Origin of the sequence: Salegentibacter agarivorans (assembly GCF_900113135.1) — a bacterium.
GTDB classification, from domain to species: domain Bacteria; phylum Bacteroidota; class Bacteroidia; order Flavobacteriales; family Flavobacteriaceae; genus Salegentibacter; species Salegentibacter agarivorans.
On the sequence record NZ_FOOH01000034.1, the window covers coordinates 13,349 to 35,311 of the forward strand.

Genomic DNA, 21,963 nt, shown 5'->3' on the forward strand with positions numbered 1-21,963 from the left:
AAGCCTGGAAAGTCTTGTTACCGTATAGCTGAACTTGTTTCAGCTTCTAACATCTTAGATACTGAAACAAGTTCAGGATGACGATTAAATCAACTTTCCAGACCTTTCTAAATTTTCCTTTTCAAGGAAATTATTTTACCATATCAAAACTACGTTTTACGAAATTGGTTAACTCTTCCCCTTTAAGCAGGTTTTGAGATAATCTCGCAAGATCCAGAGAATGCTTGATTAAGCGTTCCTGTTTCTTTTCGGTTTTGGTATTTAGAATATCAGAAATTAACGGGTGATTGGTATTTACCACAAGGTTATACATTTCTGGCATATTCCCCATTCCAAACATACCACCGCCACCGGTTTGCTGCATTTCCTTCATTCGGCGCATAAACTCCGGTTGTGTGATTAACAAAGGAGCAGCATCACTATCCATAGCTTCCAGTTGTACGGTATATTTTTCCTTCGGAATTACTTTTTCAAAGTCTCCTTTTAATTTCTCTTTTTCTTCTTCAGAAAGTTTTGAAATCTTCTCTTCGTCTTTTTTGATAAGGTTATCTACCTGATCTGAATCTACACGAACAAAAGTGATTTTCTCTTTTTCACCTTCCATTTTTTGAAGCAGGTGAGAAATAATTGGAGAATCTAATAACAACACTTTGTAACCTTTGGCTTTAGCTGCCTCAATATAACTGTGTTGCTCGTCTTGATTAGAAGCATAAAGCACAACCAGGTTTCCATCTTTATCGGTTTGGTTGACTTTTATTTTCTCCTGAAGTTCTTCAAAAGTGAAGTATTCATTCTCTACCGTTGGGTAAAGTGCAAACTTCTGTGCTTTTTCGTAGAACTTGTCTTCAGAAAGCATTCCGTATTCAATAACGATCTTAATATCGTTCCATTTTTGCTCAAAATCCTCACGATTATTATTGAAAAGAGATTTCAATTTATCGGCTACCTTACGGGTAATGTAGCTGGAAATCTTTTTCACAGCACCATCTGCCTGTAGGTAAGAACGGGAAACGTTTAACGGAATATCTGGAGAATCTATAACCCCGCGAAGCATCGTTAAAAATTCAGGAACAATTCCTTCAACATTATCGGTTACATAAACCTGGTTTTGGTAAAGCTGAATTTTATCCTTTTGAATATTCATATCCTGCGTCATCTTAGGGAAATAAAGAATCCCGGTAAGATTAAACGGATAATCTACATTAAGGTGAATGTGAAATAAAGGTTCCTCGAACTGCATTGGATACAATTCACGGTAAAAACTTTTGTAATCTTTATCTTCTAAATCGTTTGGTTGCTTAGTCCACGCCGGTTCAGGGTTATTGATAATATTATCTACCGTTTTGGTTTCTGCTTCGGCGTCTTCAGGAGCATCTTCCGGAAGTGGCAAAGTTTCTTCTTTTGTTCCAAATTTAATTGGGATAGGCATAAACTTGTTATACTTCACCAATAATTCCTGGATCCTGTTTTCTTCCAAAAATTCTTCATCTTCTTCATTTATATGAAGAATGATTTCGGTTCCTCGCTCTTTTTTATCGGCATCGCCAAGTGTGAACTCGGTTGTTCCCTCACAAACCCAATGCGCTGCAGGTTCATCTTTGTAAGATTTGGTAATGATTTCTACTTTATTCGCCACCATAAAGGCAGAATAGAAGCCAAGTCCAAAATGGCCAATAATTCCGCTGTCTTTAGCCGAATCTTTATATTTTTCAAGGAATTCCTCAGCGCCAGAGAAAGCTACTTCGTTAATGTATTTTTCAACTTCTTCTTTCGTCATTCCAACACCCTGGTCTATAACGTGAAGTTTCTTTCCTTCCTTGTCTACTTTAACCTCAATTACCGGGTTACCGTACTTTACATCGGTTTCCCCAATATCGGTAAGGTGTTTTAGCTTTAGAGTTGCATCTGTTGCGTTAGAAATCAATTCTCTTAGAAAGATTTCGTGATCACTGTAAAGAAATTTCTTTATCAGTGGGAAAATGTTTTCTACAGAAACATTAATTTTTCCGGTTGCCATATATTTTCGTTTTTAATACTATTTATTGTTGCTTACCTATAGTCAAAAAAAATACCATTAAAACTCCGCTGACAAACTGACATAACCTGTAATTAATAAAATATCATTTCGTCTAAACTGCTGAAATTCAATTTTAATAGGCAGAGATATTTTTAACAAACATTTTGTTTAATATTATGAATTAAAACTTAAACAAAAGTGTATCTTTGAAAAAGAAATAAAAATTATGGTTACAGCTAAAAAAAATACAACCAGGAAAGTTTTAGATAAAGACAAGCTTATTGCGATGTATATGGACTATGTATTGGAAGAAGAGAAGCGTCCTAAAACGGTTTATAAATTTTGTAAGGAGAATAAGATCAAAGAAGAGGAATTTTATAATTTCTACGGAAGTTTTGAAGGTTTACAGAAGGGAATTTGGGAGCGGTTTTATGAGCATACTATGAATGTGATTAATAAAAGTCCTGAATTTGACAGTTTTTCCAACAGGGAAAAAATGCTCACTTTCTATTACACCTTTTTCGAAATACTTACTGCAAATAGGAGTTACGTTTTGTTCTCATTAAAAGAACATGAAAGTCAGTTAAAAAACCTACAGCAGTTAAAAGGATTAAGAAAGAACGTGAAATCTTTTGCAACGGAACTTATTCAGGATGAAAATTCAGAAAAAGCAATATCAGCTTTACAACAATCAGAGAGAATATTTTCTGAAGCAACCTGGGTACAATTGATGTTTTTAATGAAATTTTGGATGGACGATAATTCTCCTCAATTCGAAAGCACCGATGTTGCAATAGAGAAATCTGTAAACACTGTTTTTGATGTTTTCGATAATACCCCGCTGGAACGGGTTATAGATTTAGGAAAATTCCTCTGGAAAGAAAAAATGGCTTAATTAAAGTCTACCCCAAATTATCATGAAAACTATAGATAAAATACCCACAGGCAAAATTGGCCGAACTTCAAAACTGGTGCAAACCGGAGTAAAGTTGGGAGGCAATTACCTTAAATATTACAGTAAAAGAGCTTTTGATTCTGAGCTTACCCGCGATGAATTAGACCAAAGCAATGCCGATGATATTTACGACAGCCTAAAAAGTTTAAAAGGAAGCGCGCTAAAAGTAGCCCAAATGCTTTCTATGGAAAAAAGCCTTTTACCAAACGCTTATGTTGAGAAATTTAGCCTGGCACAATTTAGTGTGCCGCCACTCTCAGCGCCTTTGGTGAGAAAAACTTTTAAAAAATATAACGGAGCTTACCCTGAAGAGTTGTACGATAGATTTGCTTCAGATTCTGTGAATGCGGCCAGTATTGGCCAGGTTCATAGAGCCGAAAAAGATGGGAAAAAACTTGCTGTGAAAATTCAATATCCCGGCGTGGCAGATAGTATAAGTTCAGATTTGGCGATGGTTAAACCTATTGCTACCAGAATGTTTAATCTTCAGGGTAAGGATTCCGCTAAATATTTTAAGGAAGTAGAAGGAAAATTACTTGAGGAAACCGATTATATTTTGGAAGTAAAACAGAGTAAGGAAATTTCTGAAGCCTGTGCGCATATTCCAAACTTAAAATTTCCAAAATATTACGAAGATTTATCCAGTGAGCGAATTATCACGATGGATTGGATGGATGGAAAGCATCTAAGTGAATTTGCGAAAGAAAATAAAGATCAGGAGAAAGCTAATAAGGTAGGGCAGGCGCTTTGGGACTTTTATATGTACCAAATGCATAGATTGAAGGAAGTACACGCCGATCCTCACCCAGGGAATTTTCTAATTGATAAAGATGCAAACCTTATTGCTATAGATTTTGGTTGCATAAAGCAGGTTCCTGAAGATTTTTATGTGCCATATTTTGAATTGGCAAAAAAGGAAAATATTAATAATCCTGAATTTTTCAACGAGAAATTATTTGAACTGGAAATATTAAGGGAGGATGATTCTGAACGGGAAATCAAATATTTTTCAGAATTATTTTACCAAATGCTGAATTTATTTACAAGCCCGTTTCACGAAGAAACTTTTGATTTTGCCGATGAAACCTTTTGGAATTCAATTACAGCATTGAGTGAAAAGTATAGTAAAGACACAGAATTACGAAAAATGAATGGGAATAGAGGCAGTAAGCATTTCCTTTATATTAATAGAACATTTTTCGGTTTATATAATTTATTGCACGATCTGGAAGCGAAGATCGAGGTTAACAAGTTCCGCGATTACATGTCATAATTGTTGGTTTTATTTATTGGTTAGGTTGTGGAAAAGCGTTATTACCATCTCTGGTAATGGCGCTTTTCCTATTTTTAAACCTAATTGACTTTGTGAAATAAAAAAGCTGTTTGAGAAGGTTTTAAAAACGTCATCCTGAATTTATTTCAGGATCTAACAAGTTGATTACTGTACTCATGTTAGAAGCTGAACCAGTTCAGCCTGACGGAAAAAAACATCTCTCAAACAGCCTAAAAAGTTGGCTATAATTTAGAATTTTAGTCTTTTAATTCTGCTGAAGTTTCAATGTTTCCAGATTCTTCTCTGTTTTTTACATATTTCTCTAACCATTGGTCTTGTTCCCAAAGCACGTGCAAAACAGATTCTTTTGCGCTATAGCCGTGGCTTTCTTTTGGTAGCATCACCAGGCGAGCTGTTGCTCCCAGCCCTTTTAGCGCATTAAAATAACGTTCACTCTGCATTGGGTAAGTCCCTGAATTATTATCGGCTTCCCCGTGAATTAATAATAGTGGAGTCTTCATTTTATCGGCGTGCATAAAAGGAGACATATTATAATATACTTCTGGTGCTTCCCAGTAGTTTCTTTCTTCACTTTGGAAACCAAATGGAGTTAGCGTTCTGTTATAAGCACCACTTCTGGCAATTCCCGCTGCAAAAAGATTGGAATGTGATAAAAGGTTTGCCGTCATAAATGCACCATAACTGTGGCCACCCACGGCCACACGATCACGATCTACATAACCTTTTTCAGCTACGGCATCTATTGCAGCCTTTCCATTTGCCACTAATTGTTCTCTAAAACTATCGTTTGGTTGTTCATTACCTTCCCCTATAATTGGAAAAGACGCATCATCTAATACCACATAACCTCGATTTACCCAGTAGATTGGCGATCCATAATAAGGATAAGTGAAATCGTTGGCGTTGGAAGTATTTTGCGAAGCTGAATTTTTATCCTTGTATTCTCTTGGGTAAGCCCAAACAATCATAGGATGTTCTTCGGGGTTTTCTTTATCAAAACCTGCCGGAAGATAAAGCGTTCCGTTTAATTCCAGGCCATCTTCGCGCTCGTACGTAATCACCTCTTTACTTACATTCTTAAGACTTTTAAAAGGATTTTCAAAAGAAGTGATTTGTGTTAAGTCTTCTTTATCGTCTATATCCCTAATGTAATAATTAGGATATTCGGTAGCCGATTCTATTCTTACCAGGATTTCCCCATCTTCAATATCTAATGCTTCTACAAGAGTTTCTTTTTTATCGTTGTATTCAGATTGGTATAAACGTTCAGTTTCACCATTTTCCAGATCTATTTTATCGGCAAATGGAAACTGACCTTCTTCACTATAACCTGCGCCAAGTAAAAAAGCATCTTCTCCGTCTAATTTTAATACATTTTGCCCAAATTCATTTTTAGTGGTTACAAATCGCCCGGGATCGCTATATCTATCCTGGTAATTTCTGTCAAAAATAACTTCAGGTTCTTCTGATGCATCAGATGGATTAAATACATAAGTTCAGGTATTTCTTGTATTCCACCAGTAATCATCAGCAAGAGCAATTTCATCATTTCCCCACGTAATTCCAGAAAAACGATCTTTTGTTTTTAAAATAGATTTTCCTTCACCCTTAAACGGAGCTTCCAAAACAAAAACCTCATCTCTATAATCTACTTCTACCTCCGGATCACCTTCATCCAAAGCTTTTACATAAACCAGGCTTGCCGGTTTGTCGTTTCTCCATTGCACGCTTCTTCTCCCGGTTTGAGTAGACATAAAACCTTGCGGAAGATCTTCTAATAGCGGTTCGTCGTTTACCTGGTTTACCAATTCTCCTGAAACTTTATAAATATTAGTTTCTGAAGGGAATCTATAATAAGGTACCAGGTAGGAAAAAGGTTTTTTGATATGATTAACCATCACATATTCTCCATTGGGAGAGAAGGAAACGCTGCTATACATTTTGGCATCCATCCATTTTTCGGAAGTACCGTCTAAATTAATTTTCACCAATTCTGAACGCGCTAATTGTTCAAAATTATATTCATCATTAGGATTTTTAAGTAAATCCTGGTAAGTACGGTTCTGAGCTTCTTTCCCATCACTCACAGAAATTGTTGGTCCGGTTGGAACTGCGGTCTCGGGATCAATTAAATCTTTACGATCCTCTGGAAGCATTTTTACTAAAACGGACGAGTTGTCTTTAAACCAGTTAATAACATCACGCATATTTGCGTTTAGGTTTGCATCGGTTAATTTTCTCGCTTGTGCATTTTCAATATCTAATACCCAAAGTTCTACGCCGGTATTTGTAGTATGGGTAAAAGCGATCCTGGATTCGTCTGGAGACCAGCTGAAATTTGATAACCTAGGATTTTCAGGCAGGCCCTTTACCTGGGTTGGTGTTTCGGCTTCAATTTCTTTTAATTCAAGATTGTTATAATAAGTTGCACGGCTGCTAATATTAGTTACAGGGTTAATTCTTAATCCGCCCAGTCTCAATTCTTCTTCGCTTAATTCAGCAATAGATTTATATTGGTCGCGATATAAAAAGATCATCATTTCCCCATCACTATCTAAAATTGTAGAAGGCGCCAGGGGTACATCTACCAAATTCAGGATCTCCTGTGGCGGTTTCTGGTAAGTTAAATTTTCCTGGGCAAAAAGCGTGGGCAAACTTAGCAATAGGCTAAAAATGCTTAAAATAATTTTTCTCATAAATTTGTGGTTTTAGGAAATGAAAATAAAAATGCGTCATAATCGCAGTCATGCTAATCTTTAGTATATTGCGGACCCATTTTTTATTAAATGCTTAAATTTAAATTCAATAAGGTCTAAATATACTAAACAATAGAATATGTATCAATCTAAAATAGCCGGAGTTGGGAGTTACGTGCCAGAAAATGTTGTTACTAATGATGATTTGGCTAAAAGAATGGATACCAACGATGAATGGATCCAGGAAAGAACAGGTATCAAAGAACGCCGACATATAAAAAAAGGCGACGGTAATTCTACCGCTAAAATGGGCGTAAAAGCCGCTAAAATTGCTATTGAACGTGCTAAAATAGATAAAGACGATATAGACCTAATAGTTTTTGCAACCCTAAGTCCAGATTATTATTTTCCTGGTTGTGGGGTTCAGGTTCAGGAAATGTTAGATATAAAAACCTGCCCGGCATTAGATGTGAGAAACCAATGCAGCGGTTTCATCTATGCACTTTCTACTGCCGATCAATTTATTAAAACCGGAATGTATAAAAACGTTTTGGTTATTGGAAGTGAAAACCATAGCGGTGGACTCGATTTTACCACACGTGGCCGGTCTGTTTCAGTGATTTTTGGAGATGGAGCAGGAGCAGTGGTTTTAACCCGAAGCGACCATAATGGAGAGGGAATACTTTCTACACACTTACATTCTGAAGGAAAACACGCTTTAGAACTTTCTTTAAAAGGCCCAAGTACAGAGCACTGGGTTCCTGAAATTATTGCTGAAAACCCACAGGGAGACGATATTCCTTATTATCCATATATGAATGGGCAATTTGTATTTAAAAATGCCATTCAGCGTTTTTCTGAAGTTATTATGGAAGGTCTAAAAGCGAACGGACTTGAAGTGAAAGATATTGATATGTTAATTCCGCACCAGGCAAATTTGCGTATATCACAATATGTTCAGCAAAAATTTAAATTGAGTGACGAGCAGGTGCATAATAATATTCAGAAATACGGGAACACTACTGCAGCTTCTATTCCTATTGCTTTATGCGAAGCCTGGGAACAGGGCAAAATTAAAAATGAAGATATAGTGGTTCTTGCAGCTTTTGGGAGCGGATTTACCTGGGCAAGTGCTGTAATTAGCTGGTAAGAATATTAATTACTAAGATTAAAAAAGGTTATTTCGTTGCGCGAAATAACCTTTTTTATTTTCTAAATTCTTATAGAAATTTCTTCTGAAAAATTGATTCAAACTTTCCTGAAATATCGGAACAGGTCGTAAAGTCCAAAAACTATAAAACCAACCGCGAGTACCGAGCCAAAATTATCGGTTTCTTCTGCAGATAGGTGTGAATAGAGTCTATAAACTCCATAAACCAGAAATAGAATTCCCAGTATTAAATACCATTTATTACGTCTTCCTCCTTCGTTGAGGTTACTCATCTGTATAATCTTTTGGGAAGGTGGTTTTAGCTATTTTCAAGGCTTCGTCGTAATGATTTTTAACTACAAAAAGTTGCACCTGTCCTCGTAGGCCTCCGCCAAATCCGGCTCGTAATCCTGAATCAAAATCGTTTCTAACCCGGGAAGAAATATTGGCTTTATCAAATAATTCCTGCAAATATTGCACATTGGGCTCCGAACCCGTATATACTCTTTCGTAAGATTCGTCTAAACTCATAATTAATAGTTTTTAGTCCTATCTAAAATACAAATAACAATATAGCTTAATGTGTATTTTATACTGAGTTTAACGTTCTATGCGTTATAATATTTACTTCGCCAAATAGCCGAACTAAAATTCTTTCCTTTTTTGAAGCCATAGAAAATTGAAAGTCCTGCCACCCATTTAAAAACAAAGAAAAAGATCAAAAAAAACTGGGTAGTGGTTTGCTGTGGTGAGAAAAGTCCGTCGGGAATTAAAAGTGCAATTACAAAGCTAAGCACAAGCAAGAAGCCAACAAAATTCTCAAGATGTCTAAACGGCCACATTAATAATTTTCTCAATCGATGTAGGTCGTTGCCCCATTTATGTATTAGGTAAAAATAATCGTTCCCCATGGGAGCGAAAAGTAAGGGATCGTCAGCATTTTCCAGTTTAAAAAGTTTAGATGGCGCAACTATTTTAAAACCTTTCAGGGTAATTTGTTGTTCCTTTTCTATAGCCTTAATCCTGCTCACGGCTTCATAAGGAATTTTACCTTTAAAATAACTGCTGTCTAAGAAGCGTAGGCGATAATCAATACATAGTTTTTCAATATCTGAGAGATGAAAAATTCTAGAGCTTTCTAATAAATCAAGATTAAAATGGTTGTTTCCAGAATTTCCACCTTGAATCTCTTTTAGAATATTATCGTCCTTAGTGGTTTCCTGTTCAAAGATTTCCTGAACCTGTTGCAGAATATTTTCAGAAGAAACTCTTTGTTTTCGGGATTTATATAACTGCTCTTCCAGATTAGTGCGGCGCAAGCCTAACTTCAACTTCATTTTCTTTTTCTTTAGCATCTTTCACTAAATTAAGTAATTAAGATGATTCATGCAATCCATTTTTTTAACCGAATGCATGTTAAACCTTTCATAATTGGTTAAATTTAGAAATTGTTTAACTAAAATAGAATTAAATTAGACAAAAGTTGGATAATTAGGTTTTCTGAATAAATATTCGCAGAACAGATTTTATCTAATAAATCACTTAAAAATAATTGTTATGAGAAAATTAAAACACTTAGGAATTCTTTGTTTCCTATTTATTGGAGGGACTTTAATGGCCCAAAACGGATCTACAATGGTTGGTGGTGCAGAAATGTACCCCAGCAAGAATATTGTGGAAAATGCTTCACAATCTAAAGATCATACCACCCTCGTTGCAGCAGTAAAAGCTGCCGGTTTGGTAGAGACTTTACAGGGCGATGGTCCTTTTACCGTATTTGCTCCCACAAATGCGGCATTTGAAAAACTACCTTCTGGAACCGTGGAAACTTTACTAAAGCCAGAGAATAAAGCTAAACTACAAGCAGTACTTACATACCACGTAATAGCTGGGAATTTTAGTGCTAACGATGTGGTAGCGGCAATTAAAGAGGCTGATGGTAAAGCCACTTTTGAAACGGTAAGCGGTGCAAAACTTTATGCTATGATGGAAGATGGTAAAGTAAAGCTTAAAGACGCTTCAGGGAATGTTGCAACTGTAACTATTGCAAATGTGAACCAGTCAAACGGGGTTATTCACGTAATTGATACTGTAGTATTACCGGGGAAATAAATTGCTATTGAAAGAAAACTTAAGAGCGGCCTAAATGGCCGCTTTTGTTTGTTAATTAAATATCAATTAGGAAAGATCCTTTTTTTAATTATAAAGTAAAACTTATTTTCATTTAAATTTGAAACTTATGAAGAAATTGAAACTTTTAATTACCACAATTATGGCGGCTGCTTTTTTGATGTCTTGCGGCTCTGGAAGCAATATTTCTAAAGATTCTTCCAAAAAATTAAAAAATTACGATACCTATTCTTATTTGCCAAATCAGGACACTATTTTGAATCGGGATTATAATAATGACCGTGTACACGAGGTGATTATCTCTACCATAAACAATAATATGGCTAGCGAAGATTTTGCAATAGATAATCGTCAACCCGATGTGTTAGTCTATGTGCACACTATGTTTGATGAAAAGGTAGATGTAAATGCGAATCCTGTGTATACAAATTTCTCATATTATCGTCCGGGACTTTATATAGGGCCATATTATGAAGATTATACCTACGAGAATTATTTTACGATTCAGCGTATTGGAGCCGATGGTGCCATTAGACAAATACCTTATAAAGAAAAATCTATTGTTATAGATTTTATAGACCGCAGAACCAATCAAATCTTATGGCGTGGAACCGCCGATGAGGAAATTGGGTCAAGAAGATTAGAAAGAGATCTAAGAAATTATGTAGATGAAATCTTTAAAAAATTTCCATAGTTTATCTTAGCTAAAAATAGAAATTGGCTGTTTAAATGCTCCTAACGTCACTCTGAACTTGTTTCAGAGTCTAAGCTAAATTGAAACTTAATTCAAGTTAGAACCTGAAATAAATTCAGGTTGACGTAAGATGGAAATTTAAACAGCCAATTTTATATAATTACCTCAACTCAGCCTTAAGTTCTTCTTCAAAACTTTGCTGAAGCTTTTTCATCATTTTATCTACCTGCTTATCGGTTAGAGTTTTGTGTTCATCCTGAAATTTAAAACTCACAGCGTAACTTTTCTTGCCTTCGGGAAGATTTTTTCCCTGGTAAACATCAAAAAGATCAACTTCTTTTAAGAGTTTTTTCTCTGTTTTTAAGGCTATTTCTTCAATTTGATCGTAAGAAATATTATTATTCAGTAATAAGGCAAAATCACGTCTTACGGCCGGATATTTAGGAATTGCGCTAAAATTAGTTTTCCTGGATTTTACAACGTCCAGTAAAGCATCCCAGTTAATATCGGCATAAAGTACTTCCTGCTCAATATCAAAATGCTTTAAAACCTTTTTGCGAATCACTCCAAAAGAAACCAGATTGTTTTTTGCTGAAGAAAATATAAGTCCTTCAGAAAATACATCAGATTTTACTGCGGAAGGCTTTAAATTTTCAATTCCAAATCTTTGAAAAATTGACTGAATTACTCCTTTCAATAAAAAGAAATCTGTTCTGGCAGAAACTGAATTCCAACGTTCGGCATTTCGGTTTCCACTAATAAAAATGGAGAGGTGTTTGTTTTCTACACGGCTTCCATTAAAATCGTGATACGTTTTCCCGAATTCAAATAATTTAAGATCACTGCGTTTCCTGTTAATGTTATAACTCACAGACTCCAGTCCCGAATATAACATAGATTGTCTCAAAACAGATAAATCCTGACTTAACGGATTTAGCATTTGAACATTCTGAGATTCTTTAATTTGCTCACTCAATCCAGAATAAGCCGGTGTAGTTAAAGAATTGGCCATGGTTTCATAAAAACCCTGACCCACCAACTGGTTGGCAATTATATTTTGAAGTTTATAATCTTCATACTTTGAAGAATTAGCAACTGAAGCATTTAGTTTTTCGCCAAATTTAATATTGTTATAGCCATAAACTCTTAAAATCTCCTCTATTACATCGGCTTCCCGCTGCACGTCTACGCGATAAGAAGGAATGGTAAGTCCCATCCCGGTTTCGGTAACATTGTTTACCCTAATTTCAAGCGACGCAAGGATAGATTTTATAGTTTCTTCTTCAAGATTTTCCCCAATTAGTTTATTCACTTTATCAAAGGTTAGGAAAACCTGGAAATCTTCAATTTTCTTAGGATAAAGATCATCAATATCACTGGTTACTTCGCCGCCGGCAATTTCTGTAATTAAAAGTGCAGCGCGTTTTAAAGCATATTCAGTAATGTTGGGGTCAATTCCTCGTTCAAATCTAAAAGAAGCATCGGTATTTAAACCGTGTCTTTTTGCCGTTTTTCTAACGCTCACCGGGTTAAAATAAGCGCTTTCTAAAAAGATTTGGGTGGTAGCCTGGGTTACCCCGCTGGTAGCACCGCCAAAAACTCCTGCAATACAAAGCGGTTTTTCGGCATCACAAATCATTAAATCTTCTTCGTGAAGCTCTCTCTCTACTTCATCCAAAGTGGTAAATTTCGTTCCTTTTTCCAGGGTTTTTACATTGATTTCATTACCGGCAATTTTTGCAGCATCAAATGCGTGTAGCGGTTGCCCAAGCTCGTGCATCACGTAATTGGTAGCATCTACCACGTTGTTTTTTGGGCCAAGACCTATCGCTTTTAATCTATTCTGAAGCCATTTTGGTGATTCTTCTACTTTAAGCCCGGATATAGTAACGCCGCAATATCTCGGTGCCAGCGCCGAATCTTCTACCTGTATCTGTACTTTTAAACTTCTGTTGTCTACATGAAAACTACTAACTGAAGGGGTGATTAGTTCTAAATTCCTTCCTTGTTGGGTGTAACCGGCTTTTAGATCTCTGGCAACGCCCCAGTGGCTCATTGCATCGGCACGGTTTGGAGTAAGACCAATTTCAAAAACCTGGTCGTTTTCAACATCAAAAATTTCGGCAACAGGAGTTCCGGGAATTAGGTCGTCTTGCATCACCATAATTCCTTCATGGCTTTGTCCCAGGCCAAGTTCTTTTTCAGAGCAAATCATCCCGTAACTGGCTTCACCTCTAATTTTACCTTTCTTAATTGGCCAGGCTTCACCTTTTTCATCATAGAGAGTTGTACCAATAGTCGCTACAGGAACTTTTTGCCCAGCACCAATATTGGGTGCACCGCAAACAATTTGTACGTGCTCGCCATTTCCTAGATCTACGTTAGTAAGTTGTAGCTTATCAGCATTTGGATGACTTTTACATTCCAGCACGTGGCCCACAACAATACCTTCAAGACCACCTTTAATGCTTTGAAAAGGCTGTAGTCCTTCTACTTCAAGGCCAAGATCGGTGAGTAATTCTCCCGTTTTCTCCGAATCTTCGGGAAGTTTAATAAATTGTTTAAGCCAGTTATATGAAATTTTCATGTCTCAATATTTTCAGTTCGCAAAGATAGTATTACGAATAGTTTTGGCATAATTTCAAATTTTAATTTTATGCCTTATTTTAAGAAATGTGAGAATTAAGAATGAGGAAGAAGATTCATCATTTTTTTAAACCTTAAGTCTAGCTAATATAATTCCAGATATTTTTATGTTTTGCCACCTGCGCGTAAGTAAAACGAAGCACTTTATTCTTTTCCATAGAGAGGTTAGAATCCTCTTTTAAAATCTTCATAGCGTGATGTCGCGCCAATTTTAGGATGTCATTATCCTTAACAATATCGGCGATCTTTAAATTTAAAACACCGCTTTGCTGGGTGCCCATAATATCGCCGGGGCCTCGTAATTTTAAATCAACCTCGGCAATCTCAAATCCGTCGTTGGTTGCGGTCATGGTTTCCAACCTGGTTTTACTGTCGTTAGATAATTTGTGACCCGTCATTAAAATACAGAAACTCTGTTCGGCACCACGGCCTACACGTCCTCTCAGCTGGTGAAGCTGTGAAAGCCCAAATCGTTCGGCACTTTCAATAATCATGACACTGGCATTTGGGACATTTACTCCAACTTCAATTACAGTGGTGGCGACCATAATTTGAGTTTCGCCTCGTACAAAACGCTCCATTTCATAATCTTTGGCGTCCGATTTCATCTGGCCATGAACTATAGAAATTTGCTTATCTGGAAACTCCCGGGCAATACTTTCATAACCATCCATTAAATCTTTATAATCCATTTTTTCCGATTCCTGGATCAATGGATAAACGATATATACCTGCCGACCTTTTTTTATTTCATCTTTTATAAAAGCGAAAACTTTAAGTCGGTTGCTGTCATAACGATGTACGGTTTTAATTGGTTTTCTGCCGGGTGGTAATTCATCTATTACCGAAATGTCTAAATCGCCATAAAGACTCATCGCTAAGGTTCTTGGAATTGGAGTAGCGGTCATCACTAAAATATGGGGTGGCACCTGGTTTTTTCGCCATAATTTGGCCCGTTGCGCTACGCCAAAACGATGTTGTTCATCTATAACTGCCAGCCCTAAATTTTTAAATTTTACTTTGTCTTCCAGCAAAGCGTGAGTACCAATTAGAATATCTATTTCCCCATTTTCAAGCTTTTCGTGAATTTCGCGGCGGGCTTTAGTTTTGGAAGAACCGGTAAGTAAATAAATACTGGTGTCCAGGTTTTCGCAAAGTTCTACTAGACCGTTATAATGCTGAATGGCGAGAATTTCTGTAGGTGCCATTAGGCAGGCCTGGAAACCATTATCTAGCGCAATAAACATAGACATTAAGGCCACAATGGTTTTTCCTGAGCCTACATCGCCCTGCAGCAAACGGTTCATTTGCGCACCGCTGCCAAGATCGGCTCTAATTTCTTTAATTACTCGTTTTTGAGCACCCGTAAGTTCAAAAGGAAGATGGTTTTTATAGAATTCACTGAAATTCTGCCCAATTTCTTCAAAAACAAAACCTTTTATTTTTTGCTTCTGAAGCATATTTTTAATCAACAATTGCAGCTGAATATAAAATAGTTCTTCAAATTTTAAGCGGAATTGTGCTTTAGCCAGCAGTTCCTGGCTCTGCGGAAAATGAATATTAAATACGGCTTCTGCCTTTGGGATCAGTTTTAATTCTGAAGTGATTTCTTCAGAAAGCGTATCGTAGAATTTCCCTTTGGTTTCAATAAAAAGTTGCTGCATCAGTTTATTGATAACCCGGTTGGTAATGCCTGATTTTGCTAATTTTTCTGTAGAAGGATAAATTGGCTGCATCGCGGTACGCAGTTGCTTTTTATATTCCTCTACCGGTTCCATTTCCGGATGCGGCATACTAAAAAGACCGTTAAACCAATTGGTTTTTCCAAAAATAACATAAGGTGTGTTGATCTTTAAATTCTCCCGAATCCATTTTTGGCCACGAAACCAAACCAGTTCCATTTTTCCGGTATCATCAATAAAATCGGCTACCAGGCGCTTGCCGCGTTTTTGTTCTACACTTCTTATATGGGTGATTTTGCCCACCACCTGCACTTCAGCCGAGTTTCTTTGCAACTCGTTTATTTTATAAAAACGGGTTTTGTCCAGGTAACGGTTTGGAAATAAATTTAATAGATCCTGGTAGGTGTGAATGCCAAGTTCCTTCCGCAGTAGATCGGCGCGGTTTGGACCTACCCCTTTTAGATAATCTATGGGTGTTTGCAAAATATTGGCGTTCATGCAAACGAAGATATTAAAATCAGGTTTTTTAGGCTGAATTTCACTTAAAAATTAAACCTGAAATTTTCAGCGATTAAATTTATCCAGTTTTTGTAATTTGTGCCCTGTAGTTTTTTAGTATGAAATATTCATTTATCGCCCTCCTTTTTTGCTGTAGCTGGAACTTTTATAGCCAGGCTCCCATTGCAGATTCCCTTAATCAAGTTGAAAATATAGATTTTATAAAAGCTGATGCAGAAATTTTTGTAGATCCGGTAAATAAAGAGGTTTCGGGCGAGATTAATTACGAGTTCGAAATTTTAAAAAGCATCGATTCCTTCTATGTTGATGCGCGTAATATGAATTTTGATGAGGTTTTGCTGAACGGGGAACAAAAAAACTTCAGGAATTCCGGAACCCGTATTTGGATGAAAAATGAAATAAATCCATCAGAAAATAATTCTCTTCAACTTAAATATTCTGTTAAACCAAAAGAAGCGGTATACTTTATAAATTGGGATATAGACGATTCTATAACGGCTCCCAAACAAATATGGACACAGGGACAGGGGAAATACACGTCTAATTGGTTGCCTTCTTTTGACGATCAGCGGGAAAAAGTAGAATTTGATATCACGTATCATTTTCCGAATGATTTAGAAGTGATGGCCAACGGAAAACTTTCTGGTACATCGGTTAGTGATTCTTTAAAAAGTTGGAATTTTGATATGCAACAGCCTATGAGCAGTTATTTACTGGCTTTTGCAGCGGCAAATTATGTTGTGGAAGAAAAGAAATCTGCTTCAGGGGTTTCTTTACAGTTTTATATGCCGGTTTCAGAAAAGAAAAATATGGAACCGACTTATAGGCACAGTAAAGAGATTTTCGACTTTCTCGAAACTGAAATTGGGGTAGCATATCCGTGGCAAAATTACAAGCAGGCACCGGTACGCGATTTTCTATATTCTGGAATGGAAAATACTACGGCTACTATTTTTGACCACGCTTTTATTACCGATTCGATAGGTTTTACAGACCGAAATTATGTGAGCGTCAATGCACACGAACTGGCCCACCAATGGTTTGGAAATTTGGTGACCGCTGAAACGAATAACGATCACTGGCTACACGAAGGATTTTCTACTTATTACGCGCTGCTGGCCGAACGTGAAATCTTTGGAGATGATTACTATTACTGGCAACTTTATGAATCTGGTGAAAAACTGAAAGAAATAAGCGATAGCGGAAAAGGTGAACCGGTTACCAAAGCTAGGGCAACATCCTTAACCTATTATCAAAAAGGAGCCTGGGTTTTGCATATTTTGCGTGAGCGAGTGGGAGATGGGGCGTTTAAAAAAGCGGTGAAAAATTATTTGGAACGCTACAAGTTTCAAACCGCTACTACAGAGAATTTTATTGCTGAGGTTGAAGCCGCTGCCAATGTTAGCTTATCTGACTTTATGGCGAAATGGTTAAACCAAACCGCTTTTCAGGGGTTTGCGGCTCTAAATTCTTTAAAGAATTCAGATTTTATTCAAAATCATTTAAATATTCTGGCACTGCGAGAAACACCTATAGAAAAAAAGGAAGAACTTTTAAGTGCAGAACTCGATTTCCCGGTAAGCGATTATACCGGCCAGGAAGTGGTTTATCAATTAGAAGGTGAAACTTCTGCCGGAGCTATAAATCTTTACAAAAAAGCATTTGAAACAAACAATATTTACGTTCGCCAGGCTATTGCCACCAGTATGGAGAGAATTCCGCAGGAATTAAAATCAAAATTTGAATCTCTGCTCAAGGATGAATCCTATGTTACTAAAGAAGCCGCTCTGCTTAAATTATGGATGAATTTTCCCCAAGAAGTTTCCACCTATTTAGATCAGACCAAGGGAATCGAAGGATTTACCAATAAAAATGTACGAATGCTCTGGCTTACCTTAAACCTGGTGACACCAAATTACGAACCTGAGAAACAACAGGAAACATATAATGAGCTTTCGGGTTATACCGCTACCCATTTTCCAATTGAAGTAAGGGAGAATGCTTTTGGCTATTTATACCAGATAAATAGTTTTACCAATCAAAACCTGCTGGACTTGATGCAGGGAACCCAGCACCCAACTTACAGGTTTAGAAATTATTCCAGGCAGTTATTAAATGAGCTGCTTAAAAACGAAGAATATCGTAAGAAATTCTTAGCTTTAAAGGATAGTCTTTCTCAAAAAGAACAGGATTATTTGCAAACAAAACTCAATTAATGAGGGCATTGGTAATATCGGGAGGAGGCAGTAAAGGCGCTTTTGCCGGTGGGGTAGCCCAGTATTTAATTGAAGAATTACAGCGCGATTACGAACTATATTTAGGAACTTCTACGGGGAGTTTACTTATTTCTCATCTTGCTTTAAATAAGTGTGAAAAAATAAAAAACATTTATACTACGGTAAATCAAAGTAGTATCTTTAGTAATCGCCCTTTTCTTATAAAAAGACGTCACGGCTACGATCAAATTAGCATAAATCACTTAAACGTACTTCTAAATTTTCTAAAAGGAAAAAAGACTTTTGGTGAAAGTAAAAACCTTAAAAAACTTATTGAAGCCACTTTAACCAAAGAAGAATTCTTAAGTTTACAAGCCGCGAAAAAGGATATTGTGGTAACGGTTTCTAATATTTCTTTAAATACGGTAGAATATAAATCGATTAAAGATTTTGAATACGAGGAGTTTTGTGAATGGATCTGGATTTCCTGTAATTACACGCCTTTTATGAGTCTTGTGCAAAAAAATGGTTGCGAATATGCCGATGGTGGGCTGGGAACGATGGTCCCAATTGAAGAAGCAATAAAAAGAGGCGCTACCCATATTGATGCGATTATTTTACAAACTGAAGCTACTTTTTATAATAGGATGCCTTCTAAAAACGTTTTTGGACTCATTACTAATTTGTTTCGGTTTATGTTGGACAGGATCGAATCTCAGAATATTAAAATAGGGAAATTTGCGGCAGCCAATAAAAATGTAACTATAAATTTTTACTACACCCCTACGGTATTGACTACCAATTCCCTTATTTTTGATGAAAAGCAAATGAAATCCTGGTGGAAAAGCGGTTATAAGTTTGCCGAAGAAAAAAGCGAGGAAATTAATCAAATTGAACCTTAATGCGTGCACTGGTAATATCTGGCGGGGGCAGTAAAGGCGCCTTCGCAGGAGGCGTTGCTCAATATTTAATTCAGGAAGAGGGCAAGAAATACGATTTGTTTCTTGGTACTTCAACCGGGAGCTTGCTTATTCCGCATCTCGCGATGGGAAATATAGATAAGGTTTACGAGATCTACACCAATGTAAACCAGCGTAAGATTTTTAGCATAAATCCTTTTGTAGTTAAACGAAAAGAAGGAAGGGAGTATGTGACCATCAATTACTTTAATATGTTCTGGCAGTTTGTGCGGAAGAAAAGAACTTTTGGAGAAAGCCAAAACCTTAGAAAACATATAAAAAGAAATTTTTCTGAAGAAGATTTTAGTAAGCTTAAAAACCAGGTTGAAGATGTAATTGTAACAGTTTCCAATTTATCTAAAAACCGCGTAGAATATAAGTCGATTAACGATTTTTCTTACGAAGATTTTTGCGACTGGATTTGGATAAGTTGTAATTATATTCCATTTATGAGCCTTGCTAATAAAGACGGATTTGAATATGCCGATGGCGGACTTGGTTGCGTGGTACCTATACGGGAAGCCATAAAACGCGGCGCAACAGAAGTTGATGCGATTATTCTTGAAGCCGAAAATATGGAGTATAATAAGGTTCTGGGGAAAAATCCATTTTCGTTAATGATCAATCTTTTTGGATTTTTACTGGACCAGGTAGAATACCACGATATTGTAGAGGGCAAACTAGCGGCTTTAAACAAAAAAGTAAAACTAAATACCTATTACACGCCAACAAAATTGACCGAAAACTCACTGGTTTTTAATAAAAAATTAATGGGGGAATGGTGGCAGCAAGGTTACGATCACGCCAAGGAAAAGCATTTGCAATTTCTGGCAACCAAACGCAAAAGTTTCTTCGGATTGTTTTAAATGAAGCGTTTTACTTCATTTTTTAAGTAAGCGATCGCAGCTTCAGTAGGAGATTGTTTTTCCATTAAATTCTTCAAAATTATTTCTCTTAATTTATCGGCATCAGTAACTCCTTCCTGTTGGTTAGCCTTTCTAATGATACCAATAGTAGCGTTTTTAGCCGTTTTAATATAATCCCAACATTCAACCGAAAGATAGATTTGTTGCGCAAGGTTATGTTCAAATTCCTGTTCAATGGTATTTATTAATGCCCGCTCATAAGCTTCTTTATCATTAGAATTCGGCTTTACCCTAAATAAAATTTTTCCGGGTGAAATTCTTTCTAAAAATAACGTCATCCTTTCGTAAGCCTGCAACTTTAAAGGAAGCGAAGTTTTCTGATTTTCTCTATGTAAAAGAAAGCGTCTTCTGTTTTCTTCATTTTTGTTATAGGAACTAAAAAAATAAAAAGCTACTATACCAACAATTAAAGCCGGTAAAATAGCTAAAAGTATTTGGGAAAGTTCTATCTGGTTCATTCGTTCTTATTATGGGGTGCAGTTTCTTCGGTTTCGGCTTCTTTAGTGGTTACTTCTTTTTGCTTATGAATTCCACCAAGATGTGGGCTATCCATATGTGTTTGAATACCGTCGAAAGGTACTTTTTCTTTGTGATATGCAAAAGTGATGGCCAGGGTTTTTGCCAGGTTCTTATCGCTTAAATTTATCTCTACATCGTCCATAGTAAACTGTGCGGGGTGCTCGTAACCACAGGCGTGTGTAATCTCTAAAAGTTCTTTTCTAAATTTGGTAAAATAGTAATTTACCCGTCGCGCCTTGTCTTTTACATTAATTCCCGCCTGCAACCATTTGTTTTGTGTAGCAACGCCGGTAGGGCAGGTGTTATTGTGGCAGGCCTGCGCCTGTATACAGCCAATACTCATCATTGCTTCCCTGGCTACATTTATACAATCTGCGCCCAGGGCAAAGGCCATTGCAGCTTTTGCAGGAAACCCGAGTTTTCCACTTCCAATAAAGACAATTCTATCGGTAATCCCTTCATTTAGGAATATTTGGTAAACATCGGTAAATGCGTAAATCCAGGGTAGTGAAACGTGATCGGCAAAACTTGGAGGCGCGGCCCCGGTTCCGCCTTCGCCACCGTCAATAGTAATAAAATCGGGTCCTCGTTTGGTTTTTGCCATAAGAGCGGCAAGTTCTTCCCATTGATTTAACCTTCCCACGGCCGATTTAATCCCTACCGGAAGTCCGGTTGCTTCAGCGATATCTTCAATAAAATCTACCAATTCTGGAATATTGTCGAAAGCAGAATGATTTGGAGGGGACAGGATGTCCTGCCCCATAGGAACGTGCCTAATTTCAGAAATCTCTTTAGTAATTTTTGAAGCAGGCAGCACGCCGCCTTTTCCAGGTTTTGCACCCTGCGAAAGTTTAATTTCAATAGCGCGGATTTGAGGATTCTCTTTTACAAGCGCCACCATTCTATCCATAGAAAAGTTTCCATTTTCATCGCGAACTCCAAAATATCCGGTTCCAAAATGAAAAACCACATCGGCTCCTTTTTTGTGATATTGCGAAAGTCCGCCTTCCCCGGTATTGTGGTAGGCTCCGGCTTCTTTACAACCTGCGTTTAGTGATTCTATTGCCCTGGCTGAAAGTGAACCAAAGCTCATTGCCGAAACATTGATGATAGAGGCCGGTCTAAACGGACGCTTTCTTTTGTTAAATTCGCCCATCACCTTTGCACAGGCAATGAAATTAGGGTCTATTCTGTTGGGATGCTTTTCGTCCAGTTTAAAAGGAATCATCGCATTATTTATAAAAATATAATGCGTTGAAAAAATATCCTGATCGGTTCCAAAACCTTCGTAATTGTTTTCATTTTTTGCTGAAGCATAAATCCAGCCTCGTTCTACCCGGTTAAACGGTAATTCTTCCCGGTTGCTGGCAACGATATATTGCCGCAGTTCCGGGCCAATTCCTTCCAGGAAATACCGCAAATGCCCTACCACAGGAAAATTGTGTTTTATGGTGTGCGCACGGCTAAAGAAGATATCTTTTATAGCAATTAAAACAATAACGATAAGAATCCATCCCCACCAGGGAATACTTCCAAAAAAATCTAAAATACTTTCCATAA

16 protein-coding genes and 1 pseudogene are annotated in these 21,963 nt (G+C 37.0%); 8 read left to right on the forward strand and 9 right to left on the reverse strand.

The window, feature by feature from the left end:
• Nucleotides 1–130: 130 nt before the first annotated feature.
• A complete protein-coding gene (htpG, locus tag BM084_RS17540) occupies nucleotides 131–2,017 on the reverse strand; it encodes a molecular chaperone HtpG (protein ID WP_093306358.1) in 1,887 nt (628 codons plus the stop codon).
• Between the two features lie 226 nt (nucleotides 2,018–2,243).
• On the opposite strand from htpG, the gene BM084_RS17545 reads away from it, so the two are divergent.
• Together BM084_RS17545 and BM084_RS17550 are read left to right on the forward strand one after the other, a co-directional pair.
• The gene (locus tag BM084_RS17545) at nucleotides 2,244–2,912 is read left to right on the forward strand and encodes a TetR family transcriptional regulator C-terminal domain-containing protein (protein ID WP_075326026.1); all 669 of its coding nucleotides are present in this window, start codon (nucleotides 2,244–2,246) and stop codon (nucleotides 2,910–2,912) included.
• A 22-nt stretch (nucleotides 2,913–2,934) separates the two neighbouring features.
• Complete coding sequence (locus tag BM084_RS17550; protein ID WP_075326027.1) at nucleotides 2,935–4,245, forward strand: ABC1 kinase family protein; 1,311 nt, start codon at nucleotides 2,935–2,937, stop codon at nucleotides 4,243–4,245.
• A gap of 257 nt (nucleotides 4,246–4,502) precedes the next feature.
• On the opposite strand, the pseudogene BM084_RS17555 reads toward BM084_RS17550, so the two are convergent.
• Nucleotides 4,503–6,962 (reverse strand): annotated as a pseudogene (locus BM084_RS17555) (S9 family peptidase).
• Nucleotides 6,963–7,101: 139 nt separating this feature from the next.
• Here BM084_RS17555 and BM084_RS17560 point away from each other — a divergent pair.
• Nucleotides 7,102–8,112, forward strand: a complete 1,011-nt coding sequence (locus BM084_RS17560; protein ID WP_075326029.1) for a 3-oxoacyl-ACP synthase III family protein — start codon at nucleotides 7,102–7,104, stop codon at nucleotides 8,110–8,112.
• A 98-nt stretch (nucleotides 8,113–8,210) separates the two neighbouring features.
• Here the strand turns inward: BM084_RS17560 and BM084_RS17565 are convergent, their stop codons facing one another.
• From BM084_RS17565 to BM084_RS17575, 3 genes are all read right to left on the reverse strand, one after another.
• Complete coding sequence (locus BM084_RS17565; protein WP_075326030.1) at nucleotides 8,211–8,405, reverse strand: hypothetical protein; 195 nt, start codon at nucleotides 8,403–8,405, stop codon at nucleotides 8,211–8,213.
• Complete coding sequence (locus BM084_RS17570; RefSeq protein WP_075326031.1) at nucleotides 8,398–8,643, reverse strand: putative signal transducing protein; 246 nt, start codon at nucleotides 8,641–8,643, stop codon at nucleotides 8,398–8,400. Before BM084_RS17570 ends, BM084_RS17565 begins: the two co-directional genes overlap by 8 nt.
• 77 nt (nucleotides 8,644–8,720) lie before the next feature.
• Nucleotides 8,721–9,449, reverse strand: coding sequence for a hypothetical protein (locus BM084_RS17575; RefSeq protein WP_093306360.1), 729 nt, complete (start codon nucleotides 9,447–9,449; stop codon nucleotides 8,721–8,723).
• A gap of 220 nt (nucleotides 9,450–9,669) precedes the next feature.
• Between BM084_RS17575 and BM084_RS17580 the strand changes: the two genes are divergently transcribed.
• The gene (locus tag BM084_RS17580) at nucleotides 9,670–10,224 is read left to right on the forward strand and encodes a fasciclin domain-containing protein (protein WP_075326033.1); all 555 of its coding nucleotides are present in this window, start codon (nucleotides 9,670–9,672) and stop codon (nucleotides 10,222–10,224) included.
• 127 nt (nucleotides 10,225–10,351) lie between these two features.
• Complete coding sequence (locus tag BM084_RS17585; protein ID WP_245764404.1) at nucleotides 10,352–10,936, forward strand: DUF4136 domain-containing protein; 585 nt, start codon at nucleotides 10,352–10,354, stop codon at nucleotides 10,934–10,936.
• Between the two features lie 160 nt (nucleotides 10,937–11,096).
• On the opposite strand, the gene pheT is transcribed toward BM084_RS17585, so the two are convergent.
• Complete coding sequence (gene pheT, locus BM084_RS17590; RefSeq protein ID WP_093306365.1) at nucleotides 11,097–13,523, reverse strand: phenylalanine--tRNA ligase subunit beta; 2,427 nt, start codon at nucleotides 13,521–13,523, stop codon at nucleotides 11,097–11,099.
• Nucleotides 13,524–13,662: 139 nt separating this feature from the next.
• Nucleotides 13,663–15,762, reverse strand: coding sequence for an ATP-dependent DNA helicase RecG (gene recG, locus BM084_RS17595; protein WP_093306367.1), 2,100 nt, complete (start codon nucleotides 15,760–15,762; stop codon nucleotides 13,663–13,665).
• A 119-nt stretch (nucleotides 15,763–15,881) separates the two neighbouring features.
• Here recG and BM084_RS17600 point away from each other — a divergent pair, with 119 nt between their 5' ends.
• From BM084_RS17600 to BM084_RS17610, 3 genes are read left to right on the forward strand one after another with little or no spacing between them, the layout of a single operon-like run.
• The gene (locus tag BM084_RS17600) at nucleotides 15,882–17,999 is read left to right on the forward strand and encodes a M1 family metallopeptidase (RefSeq protein WP_093306369.1); all 2,118 of its coding nucleotides are present in this window, start codon (nucleotides 15,882–15,884) and stop codon (nucleotides 17,997–17,999) included.
• Complete coding sequence (locus tag BM084_RS17605) at nucleotides 17,999–18,901, forward strand: patatin-like phospholipase family protein (protein ID WP_075326038.1); 903 nt, start codon at nucleotides 17,999–18,001, stop codon at nucleotides 18,899–18,901. The genes BM084_RS17600 and BM084_RS17605 overlap by 1 nt, the downstream gene beginning before the upstream one ends.
• Nucleotides 18,901–19,824 carry a patatin-like phospholipase family protein gene (locus tag BM084_RS17610; RefSeq protein WP_075326039.1) on the forward strand — a complete coding sequence of 308 codons (924 nt, stop codon included), beginning with the start codon at nucleotides 18,901–18,903 and terminating at the stop codon, nucleotides 19,822–19,824. The genes BM084_RS17605 and BM084_RS17610 overlap by 1 nt, the downstream gene beginning before the upstream one ends.
• Here the strand turns inward: BM084_RS17610 and BM084_RS17615 are convergent.
• Nucleotides 19,821–20,342: a DUF7935 family protein gene (locus BM084_RS17615; RefSeq protein WP_093306371.1), complete on the reverse strand. Its 522-nt coding sequence runs from the start codon at nucleotides 20,340–20,342 to the stop codon at nucleotides 19,821–19,823. The two genes, BM084_RS17610 and BM084_RS17615, sit on opposite strands and share 4 nt — an antisense overlap.
• Nucleotides 20,339–21,961 carry an FMN-binding glutamate synthase family protein gene (locus BM084_RS17620; protein ID WP_093306373.1) on the reverse strand — a complete coding sequence of 541 codons (1,623 nt, stop codon included), beginning with the start codon at nucleotides 21,959–21,961 and terminating at the stop codon, nucleotides 20,339–20,341. Before BM084_RS17620 ends, BM084_RS17615 begins: the two co-directional genes overlap by 4 nt.
• Nucleotides 21,962–21,963: the final 2 nt, after the last annotated feature.

Bases quoted from the DNA above. Each gene is read 5' to 3' on its own strand.
- BM084_RS17580 (WP_075326033.1), top strand. From the start codon at position 9,670: ATGAGAAAATTAAAACACTTAGGAATTCTTTGTTTCCTATTTATTGGA.
- pheT (WP_093306365.1), bottom strand. From the start codon at position 13,523: ATGAAAATTTCATATAACTGGCTTAAACAATTTATTAAACTTCCCGAA.
- BM084_RS17615 (WP_093306371.1), bottom strand. From the start codon at position 20,342: ATGAACCAGATAGAACTTTCCCAAATACTTTTAGCTATTTTACCGGCT.
- BM084_RS17605 (WP_075326038.1), top strand. From the start codon at position 17,999: ATGAGGGCATTGGTAATATCGGGAGGAGGCAGTAAAGGCGCTTTTGCC.
- BM084_RS17585 (WP_245764404.1), top strand. From the start codon at position 10,352: ATGAAGAAATTGAAACTTTTAATTACCACAATTATGGCGGCTGCTTTT.
- BM084_RS17550 (WP_075326027.1), top strand. From the start codon at position 2,935: ATGAAAACTATAGATAAAATACCCACAGGCAAAATTGGCCGAACTTCA.
- BM084_RS17620 (WP_093306373.1), bottom strand. From the start codon at position 21,961: ATGGAAAGTATTTTAGATTTTTTTGGAAGTATTCCCTGGTGGGGATGG.
- BM084_RS17600 (WP_093306369.1), top strand. From the start codon at position 15,882: ATGAAATATTCATTTATCGCCCTCCTTTTTTGCTGTAGCTGGAACTTT.
- BM084_RS17560 (WP_075326029.1), top strand. From the start codon at position 7,102: ATGTATCAATCTAAAATAGCCGGAGTTGGGAGTTACGTGCCAGAAAAT.
- htpG (WP_093306358.1), bottom strand. From the start codon at position 2,017: ATGGCAACCGGAAAAATTAATGTTTCTGTAGAAAACATTTTCCCACTG.
- recG (WP_093306367.1), bottom strand. From the start codon at position 15,762: ATGAACGCCAATATTTTGCAAACACCCATAGATTATCTAAAAGGGGTA.
- BM084_RS17610 (WP_075326039.1), top strand. From the start codon at position 18,901: ATGCGTGCACTGGTAATATCTGGCGGGGGCAGTAAAGGCGCCTTCGCA.
- BM084_RS17575 (WP_093306360.1), bottom strand. From the start codon at position 9,449: ATGAAGTTGAAGTTAGGCTTGCGCCGCACTAATCTGGAAGAGCAGTTA.
- BM084_RS17565 (WP_075326030.1), bottom strand. From the start codon at position 8,405: ATGAGTAACCTCAACGAAGGAGGAAGACGTAATAAATGGTATTTAATA.
- BM084_RS17570 (WP_075326031.1), bottom strand. From the start codon at position 8,643: ATGAGTTTAGACGAATCTTACGAAAGAGTATATACGGGTTCGGAGCCC.
- BM084_RS17545 (WP_075326026.1), top strand. From the start codon at position 2,244: ATGGTTACAGCTAAAAAAAATACAACCAGGAAAGTTTTAGATAAAGAC.